This is a genomic window from Enterobacter cloacae subsp. cloacae ATCC 13047, assembly GCF_000025565.1.
Taxonomy (GTDB): domain Bacteria; phylum Pseudomonadota; class Gammaproteobacteria; order Enterobacterales; family Enterobacteriaceae; genus Enterobacter; species Enterobacter cloacae.
Map to the genome: position 1 here is coordinate 1401650 of NC_014121.1, position 22635 is coordinate 1424284.

At 53.0% G+C, this 22635-nt stretch carries 22 protein-coding genes and 1 pseudogene; 15 read left to right on the forward strand and 8 right to left on the reverse strand.

What is annotated here, in order from left to right:
- Positions 1-42: 42 nt before the first annotated feature.
- Positions 43-1164 carry a branched-chain amino acid ABC transporter substrate-binding protein gene (locus tag ECL_RS06810; protein ID WP_013096034.1) on the reverse strand — a complete coding sequence of 374 codons (1122 nt, stop codon included), beginning with the start codon at positions 1162-1164 and terminating at the stop codon, positions 43-45.
- Between the two features lie 422 nt (positions 1165-1586).
- Between ECL_RS06810 and ECL_RS06815 the strand changes: the two genes are divergently transcribed.
- Positions 1587-2255 (forward strand): YecA/YgfB family protein, encoded by a 669-nt coding sequence (locus tag ECL_RS06815; RefSeq protein WP_013096035.1) that lies wholly within the window; start codon positions 1587-1589, stop codon positions 2253-2255.
- Between the two features lie 30 nt (positions 2256-2285).
- Here the strand turns inward: ECL_RS06815 and tyrP are convergent, their stop codons facing one another.
- Positions 2286-3497, reverse strand: coding sequence for a tyrosine transporter TyrP (gene tyrP / locus ECL_RS06820; protein ID WP_013096036.1), 1212 nt, complete (start codon positions 3495-3497; stop codon positions 2286-2288).
- A 249-nt stretch (positions 3498-3746) separates the two neighbouring features.
- Here tyrP and ECL_RS06825 point away from each other — a divergent pair, with 249 nt between their 5' ends.
- A complete protein-coding gene (locus ECL_RS06825; protein WP_013096037.1) occupies positions 3747-4088 on the forward strand; it encodes a hypothetical protein in 342 nt (113 codons plus the stop codon).
- A gap of 36 nt (positions 4089-4124) precedes the next feature.
- Here ECL_RS06825 and ftnA read toward each other — a convergent pair whose 3' ends face one another.
- Positions 4125-4622 (reverse strand): non-heme ferritin, encoded by a 498-nt coding sequence (gene ftnA / locus ECL_RS06830; protein ID WP_013096038.1) that lies wholly within the window; start codon positions 4620-4622, stop codon positions 4125-4127.
- 195 nt (positions 4623-4817) lie between these two features.
- The gene (yecR, locus tag ECL_RS06835; RefSeq protein WP_013096039.1) at positions 4818-5156 is read right to left on the reverse strand and encodes a YecR family lipoprotein; all 339 of its coding nucleotides are present in this window, start codon (positions 5154-5156) and stop codon (positions 4818-4820) included.
- A 254-nt stretch (positions 5157-5410) separates the two neighbouring features.
- Between yecR and ECL_RS06840 the strand changes: the two genes are divergently transcribed.
- The 3 genes from ECL_RS06840 to ECL_RS06850 all read left to right on the forward strand — a co-directional run bounded on the left by ECL_RS06840 (position 5411) and on the right by ECL_RS06850 (position 6616).
- Complete coding sequence (locus ECL_RS06840) at positions 5411-6049, forward strand: RpiB/LacA/LacB family sugar-phosphate isomerase (RefSeq protein ID WP_013096040.1); 639 nt, start codon at positions 5411-5413, stop codon at positions 6047-6049.
- Positions 6050-6172: 123 nt separating this feature from the next.
- The gene (gene azuC, locus ECL_RS06845; RefSeq protein ID WP_014832437.1) at positions 6173-6256 is read left to right on the forward strand and encodes a stress response protein AzuC; all 84 of its coding nucleotides are present in this window, start codon (positions 6173-6175) and stop codon (positions 6254-6256) included.
- Between the two features lie 108 nt (positions 6257-6364).
- Positions 6365-6616 carry a DUF2766 family protein gene (locus ECL_RS06850; protein ID WP_013096041.1) on the forward strand — a complete coding sequence of 84 codons (252 nt, stop codon included), beginning with the start codon at positions 6365-6367 and terminating at the stop codon, positions 6614-6616.
- 47 nt (positions 6617-6663) lie between these two features.
- Here the strand turns inward: ECL_RS06850 and ECL_RS06855 are convergent, their stop codons facing one another.
- The 3 genes from ECL_RS06855 to ECL_RS06865 form a co-directional block, all read right to left on the reverse strand.
- Positions 6664-8007, reverse strand: coding sequence for an anaerobic C4-dicarboxylate transporter (locus ECL_RS06855; protein ID WP_013096042.1), 1344 nt, complete (start codon positions 8005-8007; stop codon positions 6664-6666).
- 154 nt (positions 8008-8161) lie between these two features.
- Positions 8162-8665, reverse strand: coding sequence for a non-heme ferritin-like protein (locus ECL_RS06860; protein WP_013096043.1), 504 nt, complete (start codon positions 8663-8665; stop codon positions 8162-8164).
- A gap of 537 nt (positions 8666-9202) precedes the next feature.
- The gene (locus ECL_RS06865) at positions 9203-10171 is read right to left on the reverse strand and encodes an IS5-like element IS903B family transposase (protein WP_013087110.1); all 969 of its coding nucleotides are present in this window, start codon (positions 10169-10171) and stop codon (positions 9203-9205) included.
- Positions 10172-10530: 359 nt separating this feature from the next.
- Between ECL_RS06865 and araF the strand changes: the two genes are divergently transcribed.
- The 5 genes from araF to otsA all read left to right on the forward strand — a co-directional run bounded on the left by araF (position 10531) and on the right by otsA (position 16486).
- Positions 10531-11520 carry an arabinose ABC transporter substrate-binding protein AraF gene (gene araF, locus ECL_RS06870; protein ID WP_028027935.1) on the forward strand — a complete coding sequence of 330 codons (990 nt, stop codon included), beginning with the start codon at positions 10531-10533 and terminating at the stop codon, positions 11518-11520.
- Positions 11521-11591: 71 nt separating this feature from the next.
- A complete protein-coding gene (gene araG, locus ECL_RS06875; protein WP_013096045.1) occupies positions 11592-13106 on the forward strand; it encodes an L-arabinose ABC transporter ATP-binding protein AraG in 1515 nt (504 codons plus the stop codon).
- A 14-nt stretch (positions 13107-13120) separates the two neighbouring features.
- Entirely contained in the window at positions 13121-14107 is a 987-nt protein-coding gene (araH, locus tag ECL_RS06880; protein ID WP_013096046.1) for an L-arabinose ABC transporter permease AraH, read from the forward strand.
- 176 nt (positions 14108-14283) lie between these two features.
- A complete protein-coding gene (gene otsB / locus ECL_RS06885; RefSeq protein WP_013096047.1) occupies positions 14284-15087 on the forward strand; it encodes a trehalose-phosphatase in 804 nt (267 codons plus the stop codon).
- Positions 15062-16486 (forward strand): alpha,alpha-trehalose-phosphate synthase, encoded by a 1425-nt coding sequence (gene otsA / locus ECL_RS06890; protein ID WP_013096048.1) that lies wholly within the window; start codon positions 15062-15064, stop codon positions 16484-16486. The genes otsB and otsA overlap by 26 nt, the downstream gene beginning before the upstream one ends.
- A 15-nt stretch (positions 16487-16501) precedes the next feature.
- On the opposite strand, the pseudogene uspC reads toward otsA, so the two are convergent.
- Positions 16502-16921, reverse strand: a pseudogene (gene uspC, locus ECL_RS06895) (universal stress protein UspC); the annotation flags it as partial.
- An 801-nt stretch (positions 16922-17722) separates the two neighbouring features.
- Here uspC and flhD point away from each other — a divergent pair.
- From flhD to cheA, 5 genes are all read left to right on the forward strand, one after another.
- A complete protein-coding gene (flhD, locus tag ECL_RS06900) occupies positions 17723-18073 on the forward strand; it encodes a flagellar transcriptional regulator FlhD (protein WP_013096050.1) in 351 nt (116 codons plus the stop codon).
- A gap of 2 nt (positions 18074-18075) precedes the next feature.
- Positions 18076-18654, forward strand: a complete 579-nt coding sequence (gene flhC, locus ECL_RS06905) for a flagellar transcriptional regulator FlhC (RefSeq protein WP_013096051.1) — start codon at positions 18076-18078, stop codon at positions 18652-18654.
- A gap of 123 nt (positions 18655-18777) precedes the next feature.
- Positions 18778-19665: a flagellar motor stator protein MotA gene (gene motA, locus ECL_RS06910; RefSeq protein WP_008500417.1), complete on the forward strand. Its 888-nt coding sequence runs from the start codon at positions 18778-18780 to the stop codon at positions 19663-19665.
- The gene (gene motB, locus ECL_RS06915) at positions 19662-20591 is read left to right on the forward strand and encodes a flagellar motor protein MotB (RefSeq protein WP_013096052.1); all 930 of its coding nucleotides are present in this window, start codon (positions 19662-19664) and stop codon (positions 20589-20591) included. Before motA ends, motB begins: the two co-directional genes overlap by 4 nt.
- Positions 20592-20595: 4 nt before the next feature.
- A complete protein-coding gene (gene cheA, locus ECL_RS06920) occupies positions 20596-22632 on the forward strand; it encodes a chemotaxis protein CheA (RefSeq protein ID WP_028027937.1) in 2037 nt (678 codons plus the stop codon).
- Positions 22633-22635: the final 3 nt, after the last annotated feature.

The following is a 22635-nucleotide window of genomic DNA, read 5'->3' on the forward strand; positions in this document are numbered from 1 at the left end:
TCGGCAGGCGGCCCTGCCGACGTTGAGCGTGACTCCGTCCCGTTACGGCACTTCCTTATACTTTCCTTTGTCGTCCCATTGATACACCACGTAGTCAGAGACTTTCAGATCGCCTTTGCTGTCCCAGGCTTTTTTGCCCATCACCGTATCGACGGAATTAGCCTTCAGCCATTCGCTGGCTTTGGCTGAGTCCTTGCCGCCCGTCGCCTTGAATGCCGCAGCGATAGCCTGCACGGAGGCATAGGAGTAGAGGGTGTATCCTTCCGGTTCGAATTTACCGGCGCGGAATTTCTCAATTACCGCTTTACCGTCCGGGATCAGGCGCGGATCTTTACCGAAGGTCATATAAATGCCGTTGGTATATTGCGGTCCTCCCGCCGCGGTCACCATCTCTTCGTTGACAATACAGTCGCCGGAGAAGAATTTTGCCTGCACGCCCTGTTCACGCATCTGGCGAACCAGCGGGCCGGCTTCAGGGTGACAGCCCCCGAAGAAGACGACATCCGGTTTTTGCGCCCCAATTTTGGTGACCAGGGCGTTAAAGTCTTTTTCACCGCGGGATAACCCTTCGTACATCACGTCCTGCACGCCGCGTTTTGCCAGTGCGGCTTTGGTGGCGTCCGCCAGCCCCTGACCGTAGGTGTCTTTGTCGTGAATGATCACCACCCGTTTGGCTTTCAGCTTGTCGATAATGAAATCGCTGGCGACCTGACCCTGCTGGTCATCGCGGCCGCACATGCGGAACATATCGCTCATGCCGCGCTCGGTAATCTGCGGGTTGGTGGAGCCAGGCGTGATGGCGATGATCCCCGCGTCGCTGTACACCTCAGAGGCGGGCATGGTGGACGAGGAGCAGAAATGACCGACCACCGCGTTGACCTTATCCTGGTCGACTAAACGGTTGGCGACGGCAACGGCCTGCTTGGGCTCGCAGGCATCATCTCCCTGAACCAGCTTAATTTTTTCACCGTTGATCCCGCCTGCGGCGTTAATGTCCTCTGCTGCCTGTGTTGCGCCATGCCAGTACTGATCGCCGTAGGTGGCATTGGGGCCTGTAAATGGCCCGGCCACGCCAATGACAATATCTGCCCGGGCGGAAAATGCCGTCACCAGACAACCGGCCAACAAAAGAGAAAGAGGAGTTCTGATTAATTTCAGCGACATTATTGTGTTCCTTAGCAATGAGGTTTTTGCACCACGGTGTAAACCCGAACGCCCGGCGGCGCAGCCAATCAAAAACACGAGCGAGAAAAATGATGTTACGAACAAGATACGGTCAGCATCCTGCTTAATACGGCGAGGTTTCCATGCGCAGTGTCGCGTGCTGAAGATTAAGCAAAATCGTTGCCAGAATGGTTAACCTGTTGACGGCGTTGCGACATGTTGAGTATAGAGCGCCGTTGTACGCAGCCTTGCGGGACGCACTGAAATTACAGCGGAGATCACATCTCGTTAACAATAAAGCCCATAAGTTGTGCAAGGGTCACGATTTGCACGTTTTTGCAGCAATAATTCCCGTAACTTCCGCCGGGAAAGGCGTACGATATGTGCTAGGATCCTTTCCTTTTTGATCAGGAGTGTCAGCAATGACTGAAGGCCCATTAAATGAAAGCGAAATGGCGTGGCTGGAAGAGACGTTAATGTCTTACGGTCATGACGATGCGTCCGTGATTGACGTGTCCGAACTGGACGGCATGCTTACGGCAGTGCTTTCCGGCCCCGTGGTTGTCGAGCCAGACACCTGGCTGGTGGCGGTATGGGGCGGCGAGAAATATATCCCGCGCTGGAAAAACGATCGAGAAATGAACCGTTTTATCGATCTCTGCTTTAAGCATATGAACGACATTGCTGAGCGCCTGAGCGAATACCCGGATCAGTTTGAGCCGATGTTTGGTTATAACGACGTGGACGGCCAGAGCTACACCGTTGTGGAAGAGTGGTGTTATGGCTATATGCGCGGCGTGTCGCTGACCGACTGGTCTGCACTGCCAGAAGAGCTGAAAGCGGATCTGGATGTCATCGCGCTTCACGGCTCAGAAGAGAACAGCGAGAAGCTGGACGCGCTGAGCGAAGAGGAGTACATCGCCAGCATTGAGCGTATCCAGCCAGCGGCGCTGCGCTTATACGACTACTGGTCTGCTAACCCACAGCAACCGGAAGCGAAGAAACCGATTGTTAACGGCACAAAGGTCGGGCGTAACGATCCGTGTCCGTGCGGCAGCGGGAAGAAGTTTAAGAGCTGTTGCTTACACTGATAAAAAAGGGGCTGTCGATAGCCCCTTTTTTTACCCCACTTCCGGCAGCATTCCCGCCGCAATCAAAAATTGCACCAGAATAATGACGACCCCGCAGGCAAACACAATGCACAGCAGCGGTTTTCCACCTGCCACCCGGTACCCTTGCCGGGCATGCTGTTGGCGGCTCTTCCACGCCAGCAGAGAAGGGAGCAGCAGGGCAAGAATGGATAGCGCCACCCCCGCATACCCCAGCGCCATGACAAACCCGCGCGGGTAGAAGAGGGCAAAGGCCAGCGGAGGCAGGAAGGTGATCGCCCCTGTCTGTAAGCGGCCGGTGACGGAATTGCGACGCTGGAACAGATCTGCCAGATAATCAAACAGACCGAGCGCCACGCCCAGGAAGGAGGTGGCCAGCGCCAGATCGGCAAACAGATGCACCGCCAGCTCAACGTGTGGAGAAGTTACCACTTCACGCAGCGCCAGCAAGAAACCGTTCAGACCGGCGTGTTCCGCCATCAAGCCAATAAAGGTGGAGGAGTCGATACTGCCCAGCGTCACCAGCTGCCAGAAAATGTAGGCAATCAGCGGGATGGCGCTACCGATAACAAACACGCGGCGAAGCTTGCGAATATCACCGTTCATGTAGCTGACAATGCTTGGCACACTGCCGTGGAAGCCAAATGAGGTAAAAATGACCGGGATCGCGGAAAGCGCCAGGCCTTTTTCCAGCGGCAGCGTCAGCAGGTTAACCTTATGAACATGCGGTGCCAGCAGAACCAGCATCACAATCAGAAAAAGAATTTTGGCGCTGAATAAAAATCGGTTAAACAGATCGACCAGCGAGGTACCTACACAGACTACGCCGCCGCCGATGAGCGTAAAGAAGATGGCCCCCTTCGCTGGCGTAATGTCAGCACCGAACCCGTCGTTGACGCTGGAAGCGATCAATTCCCCGGCACCGCTGATATACGCAGCGGTCAGGGCGTACATCAGAAACATCATGCTAAAGCCGGTCACCCACTGTCCGTAACGGCCCAGATAGCGTGCCGCAAGCGAACCCAGCCCGGTATCGGCGGGGACGTGCTGATAAACCTCAAGCAGCAACAGCGCGGTGTAACACATTAATGCCCAGAGCGTACCCAGTAGCAGTAATGTCATGCCAAATCCGACGCCCGCGGCGGCCAGCGGCATCGCCAGCATTCCTGCGCCAATCGTCGTTCCGGCGACGATAAAAATACTTCCCAGGGTTCTGTTTTTCACGCTTTCCTCTACAACGCTTCACGATCGCGACAAAATCTGCGGCGCAGAGTAAGGGAAAAGCCGTATTTCGTCAAATCACCGTTACAAGAAGTGTAACTTTAACTTTACGATTCTGGCCGAGCGAGGCTCTTCAGGTAACTCTCTGATCCTTCGGAGGTGTAAGGCTACTTCATAAGGACAATAGGATCGCGTGAAAATCAGGCGTAATTTAAACAAAAATTGCAAAACATAAAATAAAATGAGGGTCTGATGGCGGGGGAAAATCCATTCACAGCGGCCTGGAGCCGGGGAGGCAATTTGCTATGTCACGGCCACTGGATCATCAGCTGGCAGAATACGGCGCTGACGTTGCCGGAATCCCGACGTGAAAAGGATATGGGCACCTGGGCGATTTATTCGATTATCGATCCTGAGGATGAGACCTTTGCACAGGGGTTAAAAGAGGATGAGTGGATAATCGAAAACGTGGACTGGCTGACGGATTTATTCTTCGACGCCGGGATCCCGCTTGAGGCGGCAAACTACCGGTACTTTTTCCAGGCCGTAAATCCGCATGACTGGCGCTGTACCAGTTGCGCAGGTTGCATGTAAAAAAATATGGCGCTGAAAGTCAGCGCCGTATCGATATTAATTCTGGGTATCAAGCGTAGAGAGTTCTTTATCAATAAAGTAAAGACCTTCACCGGTTTTACCGGCCAGCGATAATTTATCCAGAACCGATTTAAACAGTTTCTCTTCTTCGTGTTGTTCGGCCACATACCACTGCAGGAAATTAAAGGTTGGATAATCCTGGCTGGTCATTGCCGCATGCACCAGTTCGTTAATTTTCTGGGTGATCAGCTGCTCGTGCTCGTAGGTAGCGCGGAAGAGTTCATCAAGTGAGCCATACTCCGCAAACGGTGATGCCACGTTATCAATGCGCGGCAGGCTGCCGGTATCTGTCAGATAATCAAAGAGACGCTGCATGTGGGTCATCTCTTCCTGAGCGTGACGACGCAGGAACGCGGCGGCACCTTCAAAGCTGTGATAGCTGCACCAGGCACTCATCTGCTGGTAGAGCAGGGAGGAAAAAAGCTCAAGATTCATTTGTGCATTGAGCTTGTCGATCATTTCAGTTTTCAGCATGGTGACGCTCCGGTTTATTATTTCTGGTTCACAATGAGCGACACTATAATTTGTTATTTAATTATATGCAAAACGTAAAATAAATATTTGTTTATTTAAAAATACGAATGGGAATAAAACGCATTGGCGATATTTATATTTATAAATGAGAATTATTTATTTTAACGAGCTGCCAGCCAAAACTGGCAGCGCAGATTAATACCACGGATTACTGGTGGCCGGTTTAACAGCATAACCCATGCATTTGTACTGAATGGTCACGCTCTCGTTCAGACACAGTGAGCCGCTAATCAGGGTGCAGGTTTTAATGGGCTGCCCATAGGAGGAGGCGGTGGCATATCCCATGCCCTGGCACGCTTTGGTTGCGGTGCCGTTATTCACATATTCATCAGACCAGGCGTTTTGCAGGGCGGCCTGACCATAGTCAAGGCGGACTATGCCATTTGGCGCATCCAGACTGCTCACCTGTGCCTGGCGGTTGATGCTACATCCCGCGAGCAGCAGGACCGTGCCGACAACGAAGACTCTTTTCATGGTTCGCTCTGAGTGGAGGGAAATACGTTATCGTACCGCTCGCTGTCCGCCGCAATGCCCTGAATAGCCGGACAATCTGCCCTTTCTCTTTGCAACGGGCCGGGCTCAGACCTGTCATCAACAAAAATGTGAGTCCCCTTTGGTTTTTTAAAACAATCTTTCATTTAATTTGAAAGTGCGTTTGTGTGATAGTAGGGTGAAGATGAAAAGGTATCCATGATGGGCTCGCCCGCAACGCATTCAGGAGAGAGACAATGAAAATCGCACTGATGATGGAAAACAGCCAGGCCGCAAAAAATCCAGTGATTCTGAAAGAGTTAAAAACGGTCGCCGATGAAAAAGGGTTCCCGGTGTATAACGTTGGCATGAGCGATGAGAACGACCATCATCTGACCTATATCCATCTGGGGATCATGGCGAGCATTTTGCTCAATGCGAAGGCCGTTGATTTTGTGGTGACTGGGTGTGGAACGGGCCAGGGGGCGTTGATGTCGCTGAACATCCACCCGGGCGTGATCTGCGGTTACTGTATCGACCCTGCAGATGCGTTTCTCTTCGCCCAGATAAACAACGGTAACGCGCTTGCCCTGCCGTTTGCCAAAGGCTTCGGCTGGGGCGCAGAGCTGAACGTTCGCTTTATTTTCGAAAAAGCGTTCACCGGCCGCAAGGGAGAAGGTTATCCGCCAGAGCGCAAAGAGCCTCAGGTACGTAATGCGGGGATCCTGAATCAGGTGAAAGCGGCTGTGGTCAAAGAGAACTATCTGGACACGCTGCGGGCAATCGATCCTGAGCTGGTAAAAACCGCCGTTTCCGGCCAGCGCTTCCAGCAGTGCTTCTTTGAAAACTGCCAGGACAAAGAGATCGAGGCTTTCGTGCGCGAGATTGTCGGCTAACACGCGTAGTTGAATACAGAAAAAATTGTGATGTGAGTCACAAAAATATTGATTTTTGTGATGGTGGTCATATTATAGGCACATTGACGATAAAGTTGTATAACAAGTTAATGGAGCATCACAATGAAACTGCGCAAAATCCTCAAAAGCATGTGGGCTAACTACTGCAACACCTTCAAAGACGTGCCGCCTGGCGCGATGTTCTGATAAAAAAACCTGCTTCGGCAGGTTTTTTTATGCCTGCAACCACCAGAAGGGAGATGAAAGGGGGCGTGTTTTGTTACTATGGCGGCCTTTGAATAAGGAGAAACCCCCATGCCTCAAAACCTGAGCGCCGATCAGGAACTGGTATCTGATGTTGTCGCATGCCAGCTGGTCATCAAACAGATCCTTGATGTCTTAGATGTTATCGCGCCGGTGGAAGTGCGCGAGAAGATGTCTACCCAGCTGAAAAACATCGATTTTTCCAGCCATCCCGCTGCGGCTGACCCGGTTACGCTTCGGGCGATCCAGAAAGCCATCGCGCTGATTGAGCTGAGATTCACGCCGCAGGGTGAATCTCACTGATAGCGCGCAACGTGAGAAGGGCGACAGTGCCTGTCGCCCGAAAGCGTTTAAAAGAAGGTCTGTACCAGCAGATAACTCGCCGCGCACGCACAGCTCACGCCAATTATCCCAGGTAGAATAAAGCTGTGGTTGATAATAAATTTGCCGATACGAGTTGTCCCTGAACGGTCAAACCCGATGCAGGCCAAATCGCTTGGGTAGGTGGGCAGAACAAAATAGCCATACGACGCCGGGAAGAAAGCGATCAACATTTTCGGATCGATACCCAGCATTAACCCCATCGGCGCCACGGCCGTCAGCGCTGCCGCCTGGCTGTTCACCAGTTTAGAGACCAGGAAAAGCACGATGGCGTAGGTCCACGGATGGCTTTTCACGACCCCTTCCAGCGCCAGTTTTAGCTCGTCGAGATGCGCCTGGAAAAAGGTATCGCTCATCCACGCGACGCCGAACACCGAGAAAATCGCCACCATTCCGGCTTTAAAGACCGCGCCGTTAGAAATGGTCGCCGCATTGACCTTGCAGGTGACCAGCATCACCGCACCCGCAATGAGCATCATCATCTGAATGACAAGGTTCATCGACAGCGCCGTCATTTTGCCTTTCACCTCAAACGCCGGACGCAGTTCAGGCAATGCCCCGAGCAGCACCACCACCGCGATCCCGGCGAAGAAAATCCACGTTGACCAGTAGGCCTGTTTCGGAAAACGTTGGTTCATCAACGTCTCGGTTCCGCCGTAGATAAACTCGCGCTGTTTTGGATCTTTCAGCTTTTCCTGGAATTCCATGTCATCGGCTAAATCTTTCCCGCGGCGTAAACTCCACAGGGCGGCAATGGTCACACCGAACAGCGAGGCGGGAACCGACACGGCGAGAATTTCGAGGATCCCCCACGCGTGTCCAATGCCGTGCTGGGCGGCCAGAATGGAAATCAGCGACACCACGGCAACGGAGACCGGGGAGGCGGTGATCGCCATTTGCGATGCCACCGACGCCACGGCCATCGGACGTTCCGGGCGGATCCCTTTTTTCAGGGCGATATCGGCAATAATCGGGAACATGGTGTACACCACATGGCCGGTACCGCAGAGAAAGGTCAGCATCCAGGTGGTAAAGGGGGCGAGGAGGGTGATGTGCTGAGGATGCTTGCGCAGCAGGCGCTCGGCAAATTGCATCATCACATTCAGCCCGCCTGCCGTCTGCAGGGTGGCCGCACACCCGATCACAGCGAGGATAGTCAGCATCACATCAACCGGCGGTTTACCGGGCTGCAGACCAAAGATAAACGTCAAAATAAACAGACCGATACCGCTTATCAGCCCCAGTCCCATCCCGCCAAAACGCGTGCCTGTCAGCAGGCACAGGAGGATGACAATAAACTCAATGGTGATCATGATGCTCCCTCGTCATTAATTATGTAATTAAATAAATCATTACATGTTGTAGGGATAATCATTGAGAGCGAGATCTGATTTGTTAAATCTTTTAAAAAGCAGGAGGTTGGCTGTGAAAAAGAGGCCCACTCCCGAACGGGAGCAGGCGAAAAGCTTAGTGGTGCTGCACTGTCACCAGATCGAGCAGGTGACGGTCGGTCTGTTCCGGGCATAACCCGGACTGCTGCGCGTTGCGGAGCTCATCCGCCAGTGCTTTAAGCAAAATGCCGTCCTGCTGCTGCTCTTTGTCCATATCGCGCAGGAACTGCAGTGTTGCGCTGTCATGCTGAGCCCTGGCTTCATCCGCCAGTTTATTCAGCGTGGCGCAGCGTTGCTCATACTCTTCAAGTGTTTTCCTGAATAACTCCTCCAGCGAGGAGTAGTGCCCATTAATTGCATCCGGGGCTTTGACGATAGGATTTGCCCCTGCGCCTTTCAAAAAGTTAAAGACGCGCATCATATGGGTGACGTTACTTTGTGCCTGGGTACGAAAAAAAATGGCGGTACCGTTGAGACGGTTCTCAGAACACCACTCGCTCAAATGGAGGTGCAGATTCGACGCATAGAACTCCAGGTTCATCTGCGCATTGAGTTTTTGCATCATCGTTTGGGTAGTCATACCAATATCCTTATAGACTGTTAGTGTGATGTCCGTAACAAAACCTGAACGGGCAGGTTAAGACGAGTAAGTGGCAGAAAAGCATTTCTGCAGTGACAAAAGTCGACCGAATAATCACTTCCTGTGTTCGATATAAATAAGCATACCCCTGCTCGGTGTTTAAGAAAACTCTTAATTGGTGCGTTTTACCATACATTAAAAAATTTAATATAGTACAAAAATAACAACATGTTGTTATAAAATAAGATTTATCTAATGCCTTGAAATTACTGGTTTTTACCTATTTTAATATCGATATTTACCCACTGGGAATAGTGATCCGGAATAATTCTCTGAGAAATCGTTAATTCAGGATTAACTATTTCAAATATATGGTGCGCCGACTAAATTGCGCTAAATCAATTTTCGCAGAAAAACGCCATAAAATATATTTTGCGGCAACGCCAGTCCTACACAGTTCCCGATGATGGTAACGCCGTACGGCTTTGTTGAATAAATCAGATTTCGGGTAAGTCTCCCCCGTAGCGGGTTGTGTTTTCAGGCAATACGCACGCTTTCAGGTATACCTGCTTTCGTCATTTTGTTCAGCGCTCGTACCAGGGCCATAGCCTCCGCAACCTGACCATCGTAGTCACGCAGCGTCAGTGAACCCCCGAACAGCTGTTTTACCCGGTACATCGCCGTTTCCGCTATCGAGCGACGGTTGTAATCTGTTGTCCATTTCCACCGCGCATTACTCCCGGTCATTCGCTGATTAGCCACTGCACGGTTACGGTCTGCATATTCACCGGGCCAGTAACCCGCACCTTTTCGGGGAGGGATAAGCGCGCTGATTTTCTTACGCCGCAGTTCATCGTGACATAGCCGGGTATCGTAAGCGCCATCGGCGGCGGCTGACCTGATTTTCCGGTGGGTTTGCCGGATTAACCCGGGGAAGGCCTCTGAGTCCGTAACGTTGTTCAGCGACAGGTCAGCGCAGATGATTTCATGTGTTTTACTGTCAACGGCGAGATGCAGCTTACGCCAGATACGGCGGCGTTCCTGGCCATGCTTTTTGACTTTCCACTCGCCTTCACCGAAGACCTTCAGCCCGGTGGAATCAATTACCAGGTGTGCGATTTCACCCCGGGTGGGCGTTTTGAAACTGACATTAACCGACTTTGCCCGCCTGCTGACACAGCTGTAATCCGGGCAGCGTAGCGGAACGTTCATCAGAGAAAAAATGGAATCAATAAAGCCCTGCGCAGCCCGCAGGGTCAGCCTGAATACGCGTTTAATGACCAGCACAGTAGTGATGGCAAGGTCAGAATAGCGCTGAGGTCTGCCTCGTGAAGAAGGTGTTGCTGACTCATACCAGGCCTGAATAGCTTCATCATCCAGCCAGAAAGTTATGGAGCCACGGTTGATGAGGGCTTTATTGTAGGTGGGCCAGTTGGTGATTTTGAACTTTTGCTTTGCCACGGAACGGTCTGCGTTGTCGGGAAGATACGTGATCTGATCCTTCAACTCAGCAAAAGTTCGATTTATTCAACAAAGCCACGCCGTACCGCGATCGCGCCCGGACCGCGGGGGTTTGGGTATCAGGGATTTCTTAGCTGATCTTATGGATAATTCTGCTTATCTCGGTTTCATTTGTCCGACAAATACTGCCGTTTTTATGTCATTTTTCGCTGAATTTATGTACGCAATTACTGTAATTCTGCGGTGTGATGGCGCTCTCTTATGGATGATTAATTTCCCGCTAAAACTATCACCAGCACTAACGCTTATGACGAGGTAAGCGCTAATGCCTTGTTTTAAGTCCGATTAAATAAGAAGTACGCAAATATTCCCTACAGAAAAGAACGCTAATGCTGGAGTTTACCATGCACAAATTTACTAAAGCGCTGGCGGCCATCGGTCTGGCTGCCGTTATGTCACAATCCGCTATCGCTGAGAATTTAAAACTCGGTTTTTTGGTAAAACAGCCGGAAGAACCCTGGTTCCAGACCGAATGGAAATTCGCCGATAAGGCCGGGAAAGATTTAGGTTTTGAAGTCATTAAAATCGCCGTGCCTGACGGTGAAAAAACGCTGAACGCTATCGACAGCCTGGCGGCCAGCGGGGCGAAAGGGTTCGTTATCTGTACGCCGGATCCCAAACTGGGCTCTGCAATTGCAGCCAAAGCGCGCGGTTACGACATGAAGGTTATTGCAGTTGACGATCAGTTCGTCAACGCCAAGGGCAAACCGATGGACAGCGTGCCGCTGGTGATGATGGCGGCCACCAAAATTGGCGAACGTCAGGGCCAGGAACTCTATAAAGAGATGCAGAAACGCGGCTGGGATGTGAAAGATACCGCCGTGATGGCTATCACCGCCGACGAGCTCGATACCGCCCGCCGTCGTACCACCGGGTCAATGGACGCGCTGAAAGCGGCCGGCTTCCCGGAAAAACAGATCTATAAAGTGCCGACAAAATCCAACGACATTCCGGGGGCCTTCGACGCCGCCAACTCCATGCTGGTTCAACATCCAGAGGTGAAGCACTGGCTGGTGGTCGGCATGAACGATAACACCGTCCTGGGCGGTGTACGCGCAACGGAAGGTCAGGGCTTCAAAGCGCCTGATGTGATCGGTATCGGCATCAACGGCGTTGACGCGGTGAGTGAGCTCTCTAAAGCGCAAGCGACGGGCTTCTACGGCTCACTGCTGCCAAGCCCGGACGTGCACGGCTATAAATCCAGCGAAATGCTCTACAACTGGGTTACCAAAGGGGTGGAACCGCCGAAGTTTACTGAAGTGACCGACGTGGTGCTGATCACCCGCGACAACTTCAAAGAGGAGCTGGCGAAAAAAGGACTGGGCGGTAAGTAATACGCGGTGATTGTGCCCCTCGCGAACCGCGAGGGGCCAGACGTACACACTACAGGAATCACGGAGACGTTATGCGACAGTCTGATCCGTATCTCTCTTTTCGCGGTATCGGGAAAACCTTTCCCGGTGTTAACGCGCTGACCGATATCAGCTTCGACTGCTATGCCGGTCAGGTTCACGCCCTGATGGGCGAAAACGGCGCCGGAAAATCCACGCTGTTGAAAATCCTCAGCGGCAACTACACGCCAACCACCGGCACGCTGGCCATTCGCGGCGAAGAGGTGGCGTTTGCTGATACCACCGCTGCGCTCAACGCCGGGGTGGCCATCATCTATCAGGAACTGCATTTGATCCCTGAGATGACGGTGGCGGAAAACATCTATTTAGGCCAGCTCCCGCACAAAAGCGGCGTGGTAAACCGGTCGCTACTTAATTACGAAGCGGGGCTGCAGCTGAAACATCTGGGTCTGGATGTCGATCCCCAGACACCTCTGAAGTATCTCTCCATCGGCCAGTGGCAGATGGTTGAAATTGCCAAGGCGCTGGCGCGTAACGCCAAGATCATTGCCTTCGACGAACCGACAAGCTCGCTTTCCGCGCGTGAAATCGAAAACCTGTTCCGGGTGATCCGCGAGCTGCGTAAAGAAGGCCGCATTATTTTGTATGTTTCGCACCGTATGGAAGAGATTTTTGCCTTAAGCGATGCAATCACCGTCTTTAAAGATGGCCGGTACGTGCGCACCTTTACCGATATGGAGCAGGTAAATCATGACCAGCTCGTTCAGGCGATGGTTGGCCGCGAGCTGGGAGATATCTATCACTGGCAGCCACGCGAATACGGCCCTGAGCGCCTGAAGCTGGAAAACGTTAAAGCGCCGGGTGTGCGAACGCCGATCTCGCTCTCGGTGCGCAGCGGGGAGATTGTCGGGCTGTTTGGTCTGGTGGGCGCAGGGCGTAGCGAGTTAATGAAAGGCCTGTTTGGCGGTACGCGCATCACCGAAGGGCAGGTATCCATTGACGGGCAGCGGGTCGATATCCAGAAGCCCGCACATGCCATCCAGGCCGGGATGATGCTCTGCCCGGAAGACCGCAAAGCGGAGGGCATTATTCCGGTGCACTCGGTACGTGACAACATCAATATTTCCGCGCGGCGGAAGTTTATTCGCGCCGGTTGCCTGATCAACGACGGCTGGGAGGAGAGCAACGCCGACCACCATATCCGTTCGCTGAACATCAAAACCCCGGGCCCGGAACAGCTGATCATGAATCTCTCCGGCGGTAACCAGCAGAAGGCGATTTTAGGCCGCTGGCTGTCGGAGGATATGAAGGTCATTTTGCTGGATGAGCCAACGCGCGGCATCGATGTGGGGGCGAAACACGAAATTTATAACGTGATCTATGAGCTGGCAAAACGCGGTGTGGCGGTGTTGTTCGCCTCCAGCGATCTGCCTGAGGTACTCGGCGTGGCCGACCGCATTGTTGTGATGCGTGAGGGCGAAATCGCCGGTGAATTGCTTCATGAACAGGCGAATGAACAACAGGCGTTGAGTCTCGCCATGCCGAAAGTTAGCCAGGCTGTCGCCTGAGTAAGGAGTTAATGATGTCCTCTGTTACTACATCCGGAGCGCCGAAATCGAAATCGGCCTTCAGTTTTGGCCGCATCTGGGATCAGTACGGCATGCTGGTAGTCTTTGCCGCACTCTTTGTCGCCTGCGCGATCTTTGTGCCCAACTTTGCCACCTTCATTAATATGAAAGGGCTGGGGCTGGCCATTTCCATGTCCGGTATGGTGGCCTGCGGGATGCTGTTCTGTCTGGCCTCGGGCGATTTCGACCTGTCAGTGGCCTCCGTCATTGCCTGCGCTGGCGTCACCACGGCGGTGGTAATCAACATGACCGAAAGCCTGTGGATTGGCGTGCTGGCGGGTCTGCTGCTGGGCGTTATCAGCGGTCTGGTTAACGGGTTTGTGATTGCCCGCCTGAAGATTAACGCCCTGATCACCACGCTTGCGACCATGCAGATTGTGCGCGGTCTGGCCTATATCATCTCCGACGGTAAAGCGGTGGGGATTGAAGACGAGCGCTTCTTCACCCTGGGCTATGCGAACTGGCTGGGTTTGCCTGCGCCAATCTGGCTGACGGTGGCCTGTCTGATCCTGTTCGGCTTCCTGCTTAACCGCACCACGTTTGGCCGAAATACCCTGGCGATCGGCGGTAATGAGGAAGCGGCGCGACTGGCGGGTGTACCGGTGGTGCGCACTAAGATCATTATCTTTGTGCTCTCCGGTCTGGTCTCGGCGGCAGCGGGGATTATTCTGGCATCGCGCATGACCAGCGGCCAGCCTATGACCTCCATTGGGTACGAGCTGATCGTCATTTCAGCCTGCGTGTTGGGCGGGGTTTCGCTGAAAGGTGGCATCGGAAAAATCTCATATGTAGTGGCCGGTATCCTCATTTTGGGGACGGTAGAGAACGCCATGAACCTGCTGAATATTTCGCCGTTCTCCCAGTATGTGGTTCGTGGCCTGATCCTGCTTGCAGCCGTGATTTTCGACCGTTACAAGCAAAAAGCGAAGCGTACCGTGTAACGTTCTTCCTGCCTTTTAATTGCTCAACTTATAACCTTAGTTGACGCCTGAACCGCCTCGCCAGTTCCGCTGGCGGGGCGGTTGTCAAATGGCGAGCGACGTCACACTGTCTATACTTACATGGCTATGAAAGAGGTAAAGGCGTTTACCTCTCGTAAACCGTAAGGAGGACCAGGGTGGCTGACTTGTTAACCGCACCGCCTGTACTGCCCGGACACTATGCTTTCTTTTTCGATCTCGACGGCACGCTCGCCGGGATAAAACCGCACCCCGACCAGGTGGTTATCCCGGAGGCGGTATTACAGGATTTGCATCAGCTCTCGCAAATGAATGAGGGAGCACTGGCATTGATATCAGGGCGCTCAATGGCCGAGCTGGATCTGCTCGCCAGTCCTTACCACTTTCCGCTGGCCGGTGTACACGGAGCGGAGCGCCGCGACATCCATGATCACACGCACATCGTTTCACTCCCCGATGCATTAATCGAAAAGCTGCAGGCGCAGCTCGCTGCTGCACTGGCTGAACTGCCGGGCACGGAGCTGGAAGCCAAAGGGATGGCCTTTGCCTTGCACTATCGCCAGGCACCGCAGCATGAAGAGGCCGTGCTTGCGCTCGCCGCCAGGGTCGCGCAGGCGCATCCTGAGCTGGCGCTGCAGCCGGGTAAATGCGTCGTGGAGCTTAAACCGAAAGGGATCAATAAAGGGGCTGCGATCGCCGCGTTTATGGCAACGCCGCCTTTCCGGGGCCGGACGCCCGTTTTTCTTGGGGATGACCTGACCGATGAGGCCGGGTTTCGTGTAGTGAATCAGGCCGGAGGGATCTCCGTGAAGGTTGGGCCTGGTGACACTGAAGCCGAATGGCGTCTGGCAAATGTGACCAGCGTCTGGCAGTGGATATCTGACATCGCTAACCAGCAACAACAACAAATAGCGCAAAACAAAGGGGGAAACCATTATGGGTCGCTTAGTCGTCGTCTCTAACCGTATCGCACCGCCTGACGATAAAAAAGCCAGTGCAGGTGGGCTGGCGGTGGGGGTATTAGGTGCCTTAAAAGCTGCTGGCGGGCTGTGGTTTGGCTGGAGTGGTGACATCAGTGAGGAAGAAAAACCACTTAAAAAGGTGACGCGCGGCAACATCACCTGGGCGTCATTCGCCCTGAAAGAGAAAGATTATGACGAGTACTACTCCCAGTTCTCGAATGCCGTGCTGTGGCCCGCGTTCCACTACCGTCTGGACCTGGTCAAATTCCAGCGAGAATCGTTTGAAGGCTACAGCCGCGTCAATGCGCTGCTGGCGGATAAACTGCTGCCTTTAATCGAGGAAGACGATATTTTATGGATCCACGATTATCATCTGCTTCCCTTCGCCCGTGAGCTGCGAAAACGCGGAGTCAACAACCGCATCGGCTTCTTCCTCCATATTCCATTCCCGACACCGGAAATTTTTACCGCGCTGCCGCCGCATGAAGAACTGCTGGAAGCGCTGTGTGATTACGATTTGCTGGGCTTCCAGACTGAGAATGACCGCATTGCGTTCCTGGATTCGGTATCGGGCAAAACACGCCTGATGACGAAAGGGGGCAAAACGCATACGGCCTGGGGTAAAACGTTCCATACCGAAGTCTATCCGATTGGGATAGAACCGGATGAGATTGCTGAGCAGGCGTCTGGTCCGTTGCCGCCGAAGCTGGCGCAGCTTAAAAACGAGCTGAAACACGTGAAGAATATCTTCTCGGTGGAGCGTCTCGACTACTCCAAAGGGCTGCCGGAGCGCTTCCTGGCGTATGAAACGCTGCTGGATAAATATCCGCAGCACCACGGTAAAATCCGCTATACGCAGATTGCACCTACGTCGCGTGGGGAAGTGCAGGCCTATCAGGATATTCGTCATCAACTGGAGACGGAAGCAGGGCGCATCAACGGCCGCTACGGTCAGCTGGGCTGGACGCCGCTGTTTTATCTGAACCAACACTTTGACCGTAAGATCCTGATGAAGGTGTTCCGCTATGCTGACGTCGGCCTCGTAACACCGCTGCGCGACGGGATGAACCTGGTGGCAAAGGAGTATGTGGCGGCACAAGATCCGGCCGATCCGGGTGTGCTGGTGCTTTCTCAGTTTGCGGGAGCCGCGAACGAACTCACTTCAGCGCTCATCGTTAACCCTTACGACCGGGATGATGTGGCGAACGCGCTCAACCGTGCTCTGACGATGCCGCTGACGGAGCGTATTTCCCGTCATGCGGAAATGATGGATACGATCCGCGAGAACGATATTAATCACTGGCAGGCACGTTTTATTCGCGATTTGCGTAATATTGAGCCGCAAAGCCATGAAGGCGTTCTGCAAAAAAAGATCGCGACTTTCCCTAAACTGGCGTGATATTCCTCTGGGGGTTTAACGACCCCCAAGAGGCACCAACAGCACATCAACCAGGCTTGAGGCGACTATCGATTTCGCCGCGCAGGCCGCCCGTGAAATAAAGCTTTGGTTATGATTACCGCATATCACTAAATCAATTTTCTCTTTGCGACATACGTCGAGAATATGCGCATTCAGTTCACCTGTCGCAATGACGGTCTGATAAATGGGATATTGCGCTTTCTCCACCAGCTCCTGCAGAAATTGCTGCGTTTCTTCCTGTAACACCTCACGAATATCTTCCAGCATGGGGGCTGCCAGTTGATTGTACATCTCGGGTTCGGCCGCAAGGGTAATTAAGCTGATGCGCGCATTATGCGGACGGGCGATGGACACCGCCCGGGCAACGAGTTGGTGACTTTCCGGTGAAACTGCAACAGAAACAAGAAGATGGGACTAACTCATCACGCACTCCTTAGCTGTCTGAAAACCGCGTCTGTGTCAGCATTACCGCGAAATCAGCACTTCTGCAAGAGGTGAATACGACATTAGTGTGAAGCTTCTCATAATTATTCATTAATTATTCTTATAAGAAGAATAACGGCAAACCGCGTGCAAATGAAAAAATTAACAACTTAACGTAAATCACACATTTTGATGCGCGTGATGTTAAATCGTTTTAAAACGTTATAGACGCAATGTGAATGATCACGCGTTGAAACAAATTTTTCACCCCTCAAGCATAACTGTATGTTTTTCATAGGTAATGAAAATGTGGCCCTGAGATGTATAGCGTGTGAATTGTTGCGGTAGTCGCTATTGCTCAAAAAAGCAATCGCCATGCGCCTTCTGTTCGCACTTCTGCATGAGTATTCGTCCATAAAGAATATAAAATGGTCTTGATCGGTTAAAAAATGAACAAATTACAAGGCTCACTGATGGATTTATGGATGATATTCACTTAAATTATGTGATATGGATCACATTTTTTTTAAATTTGAGGATGGCTGCATTGTATGTGTCAAAACTGACGAGTAGAGTTTGCGTCGAATTAGGAAAAATCTTAGTTATTTGTAAGAAATGATAAAACATGTAAGAAGCGCATCCGCGCTTCGTTGGTGCACGTTTTGCAGAATACAAACCTAAATTCAACTATGCATTTAGCCTTTTTTTTAAATACCGGGTGTTTTCCCGGCGACATCACGGGGTGCGGTCTTTCCGCATAAAAATAATAGTTGGTTATTCGGGATGGGAAAAATGCATACATCCGAGTTGCTAAAACATATCTATGACATCAACCTGTCATATTTACTGCTCGCGCAGCGATTGATTAGTCAGGACAAAGCGTCCGCGATGTTTCGTTTAGGTATTAACGAAGAGATGGCAACCATGCTGGGCGGGTTAACCCTGCCGCAAATGGTTAAACTGGCTGAAACGAATCAACTGGTTTGCCAGTTCCGCTTCGATAATCCTCAGACTATCACGCGGCTGACACAGGAATCTCGTGTGGACGATCTGCAACAGATCCATACCGGTATTCTTCTCTCCACCCGCTTGCTCAACGAAATCAGCCAGCCTGATGACGCAGCCCGTAAAAAAAGAGCGTAGAAATGAGCGAGAAAAGCATTGTTCAGGAAGCGCGTGACATACAGTTGGCCATGGAGCTGATTACACTGGGTGCTCGTTTACAAATGCTGGAAAGCGAAACTCAGTTGAGCCGTGGTCGTCTCATCAAACTGTACAAAGAGTTACGTGGTAGTCCCCCACCGAAAGGAATGTTGCCGTTTTCAACGGACTGGTTTATGACCTGGGAGCAGAACATTCACGCCTCCATGTTCTGTAATGCCTGGCAGTACCTTCTCAAAACCGGTTTGTGTAGCGGCGTCGATGCCGTGATCAAAGCGTATAAACTTTACCTTGAACAATGCCCACAGCAGGAAGAGGGTCCCCTGCTGGCGCTGACCCGCGCATGGACGCTGGTGCGTTTTGTTGAGAGCGGAATGCTTGAATTGTCGCGCTGCAACTGCTGCGATGGCAATTTCATTACCCATGCTCATCAGCCTGCAGGCAGCTTCGCCTGTAGTTTATGTCAGCCTCCATCCCGTGCAGTAAAAAGACGTAAACTTTCCCGGGATGCTGCCGATATTATTCCACAACTGCTGGATGAACAGATCGAACAAGCTGTTTAACCCGAACGTGTGGGAAAGATTCCAGCAGCGGTAAGCCATTACCGCTGCTTTTTTTTATCCTGGATTCGGTAAACGCTGCGAGCTGAACGTCCTTGCCATAGTCACTAGCGGAAGGATGATGTCGTGCTTATCTTATTAGGTTACCTGGTAGTTCTCGGTACAGTTTTCGGCGGTTACATGATGACCGGCGGGCACCTTGGAGCACTCTATCAACCGGCTGAACTTATTATCATCGGCGGCGCAGGGGTAGGGGCTTTTATCGTTGGCAACAACGGGAAATCGATCAAGGGGACGCTGAAAGCTATTCCATTGCTGTTCCGTCGCTCGAAATACACCAAAAGCATGTATATGGATCTGCTGGCTCTGCTTTATCGCCTGATGGCGAAGTCGCGCCAGCAGGGGATGTTCTCGCTGGAACGGGATATCGAAAACCCGAAAGAGAGCGAGATTTTTGCCAGCTACCCGCGCATCCTTGCCGATGCCATGATGCTGGATTTCATTGTCGATTACCTGCGCCTGATCATCAGCGGCAATATGAATACCTTCGAAATTGAAGCGCTGATGGACGAAGAGATCGAAACCCACGAGAGCGAATCCGAAGTGCCGGCCAACAGCCTGGCGCTGGTGGGGGACTCATTGCCGGCCTTCGGTATCGTGGCGGCGGTCATGGGGGTTGTTCACGCGCTGGCCTCGGCGGATCGCCCGGCGGCAGAGCTGGGGGCGCTGATTGCCCACGCCATGGTGGGGACCTTCCTCGGTATTTTGCTGGCGTATGGTTTTATCTCTCCGCTGGCCAGCGTTCTGCGTCAGAAGAGCGCGGAAACCACCAAAATGATGCAGTGCGTGAAGATTACGCTGCTCTCTAACCTCAACGGTTATGCGCCACCGATCGCGGTTGAGTTTGGCCGTAAAACGCTTTACTCCAGCGAGCGTCCGTCGTTTATCGAGCTTGAAGAACACGTGCGTGCGGTGAAAAACCCAAACCAACAGACGACAACTGAGGACGCATGAAAAACCAGTCCCATCCGATCGTCATCGTAAAAAAGCGCAAGCATAAGGGGCATGGGCACGGTGCGCATGGCTCCTGGAAAATTGCCTACGCCGATTTTATGACCGCAATGATGGCCTTCTTTCTGGTGATGTGGTTGATCTCGATCTCCAGCCCGAAAGAGCTGATTCAGATTGCGGAATACTTCCGTACGCCGTTGGCGACTGCGGTCTCCGGTGGGCCGCGTATCTCTAACAGTGACAGCCCGATCCCCGGCGGCGGCGATGATTACACCCAGAAGCAGGGTGAGGTGAAAAAAGAGCCGAACATCGACGAGCTGAAGAGAAAGATGGAGCAGGCGCGTCTGAAGAAACTGCGCGGCGATCTCGATCAGCTGATTGAAGCGGACCCGAAACTGCGCGCGCTGCGACCGCATCTGAAGATCGATCTGGTGCAGGAAGGGCTGCGTATCCAGATTATTGATAGCCAGAACCGCCCGATGTTCAAAACCGGTAGCGCCGAGGTTGAACCCTATATGCGCGATATTTTGCGCGCCATTGCGCCGGTGCTGAACGGTATTCCAAACCGCATTAGCCTGTCAGGCCACACGGATGACTTCCCGTACGCCACGGGCGAGAAGGGATACAGCAACTGGGAGCTTTCTGCCGATCGTGCCAACGCCTCGCGTCGCGAGCTGGTGGCGGGTGGGCTTGATGATGGCAAGGTACTGCGCGTGGTCGGCATGGCAGCAACCATGCGTGTCTCTGACCGCGGGCCGGATGACGCCATCAACCGTCGTATCAGTCTTTTAGTGCTGAACCAGCAGGCGGAGCAGGCCATCCTGCATGAAAACGCCGAAAGTCAGAATGAGTCACTGGACGATTTAAAACAGCCTGGGGCCGTTCCTTCGGCTGCCGTTCCAACATCGCCACCAGCCAATCCGAGGTGATAGCGTGAGCATGGATATTAGCGATTTTTACCAGACATTCTTTGATGAAGCCGACGAATTGTTGGCGGATATGGAGCAACATTTGCTGGATTTGGTGCCAGAAGCGCCGGACTCCGAGCAGCTCAATGCCATCTTCCGCGCTGCGCACTCCATTAAAGGCGGAGCCGGAACATTTGGATTTACCATCCTGCAGGAAACCACCCATTTAATGGAAAACCTGCTTGATGAAGCACGACGCGGTGAGATGCAGCTCAATACCGACATTATCAACCTGTTTTTGGAAACCAAAGATATTATGCAGGAACAGCTCGACGCCTATAAAAGTTCGGCAGAGCCTGATGCCGCCAGCTTTGAATACATCTGCAATGCGCTGCGCCAGCTTGCGCTGGAAGCAAAAGGTGAGGTTGCCGCAGCCGTTGTTCCTGCAGCCAAACTGAGCGTTGTTGATGCGCCAGCCGCTGAAGATGCAGCACCTGCCGCCGCTAAAGCGGGGAAACTGCGCGTTGTGCTGTCACGCCTGAAAGAGAACGAAGTCAACCTGCTGGAAGAGGAGCTGGGTAACCTGGCGACATTAAGCAACGTGGTAAAAGGCAAAGACAGCCTTGCTGCGACGCTCGATGACGGTATCAGCCAGGACGACATCGTGGCAGTGCTGTGTTTTGTTATCGAAGCCGATCAAATCGCCTTTGAAACGGAAGCGGTTGCCGTTGACGCGCCTGCTGCAGTGGAGGAGGTTGCCGCTGTGGCTCAGGCTGCTGCGCCCGCGGTCGCCCCTGCTGCCCCGGCGTTGAAAGCCGTTCCTAAAGAGGCTGCTGCCCCGGGCCGTGGTGAAAAACCGGCGGCGCGCTCCAGCGAATCGACCAGCATCCGCGTCGCCGTAGAGAAGGTTGACCAGCTGATCAACCTGGTCGGCGAGCTGGTGATCACCCAGTCAATGCTGGCCCAGCGTTCTAACGAACTGGACCCGGTCACGCACGGCGATCTGATTACCAGCATGGGGCAGTTACAGCGTAACGCCCGCGATCTGCAGGAATCGGTGATGTCCATCCGTATGATGCCGATGGAGTACGTCTTTAGCCGCTTCCCGCGTCTGGTGCGCGACTTGGCCGGTAAACTCAATAAGCAGATTGAACTGACGCTGATGGGCAGCTCCACCGAGCTGGATAAGAGCCTGATTGAACGCATTATCGATCCGTTAACGCACCTGGTGCGTAACAGCCTGGACCACGGTATCGAACTGCCGGAAAACCGTATTGCCGCCGGAAAATCCCCGGTCGGTAACCTGATCCTGTCTGCGGAGCACCAGGGCGGGAACATCTGTATTGAAGTAACCGATGACGGCGCGGGCCTTAACCGCGAGCGTATCCTGGCGAAGGCGATTTCGCAGGGGATGGCGGTCAGCGAAAACATGACCGATGAAGAAGTGGGCATGCTGATCTTCGCCCCGGGTTTCTCAACCGCCGAGCAGGTAACGGATGTCTCCGGACGCGGCGTGGGAATGGACGTGGTGAAGCGTAACATTCAGGAAATGGGCGGCCACGTCGAAATCCAGTCTAAGCAAGGTTCTGGTACCACCATTCGTATTCTGCTGCCGCTGACGCTGGCGATCCTCGACGGTATGTCGGTGAAAGTGGCGGACGAAGTCTTCATTCTGCCGCTGAACGCGGTAATGGAATCACTGCAGCCACGTGAAGAAGATCTGCACCCACTGGCAGGTGGCGAGCGCGTGCTCGAAGTGCGTGGGGAATACCTGCCGCTGGTGGAACTGTGGAAAGTCTTCGAAGTCGACGGGGCGAAAACAGAGGCCACGCAGGGTATCGTCGTGATCCTGCAAAGTGCGGGTCGCCGCTACGCGCTGCTGGTTGACCAGTTGATTGGTCAGCACCAGGTGGTGGTGAAGAACCTCGAAAGTAACTACCGCAAAGTGCCGGGTATTTCTGCCGCCACCATTCTGGGGGATGGTAGCGTGGCGCTGATCGTCGACGTGTCGGCGCTTCAGGGATTAAATCGTGAACAACGTGTGGCGTACACAGCCGCCTGATTA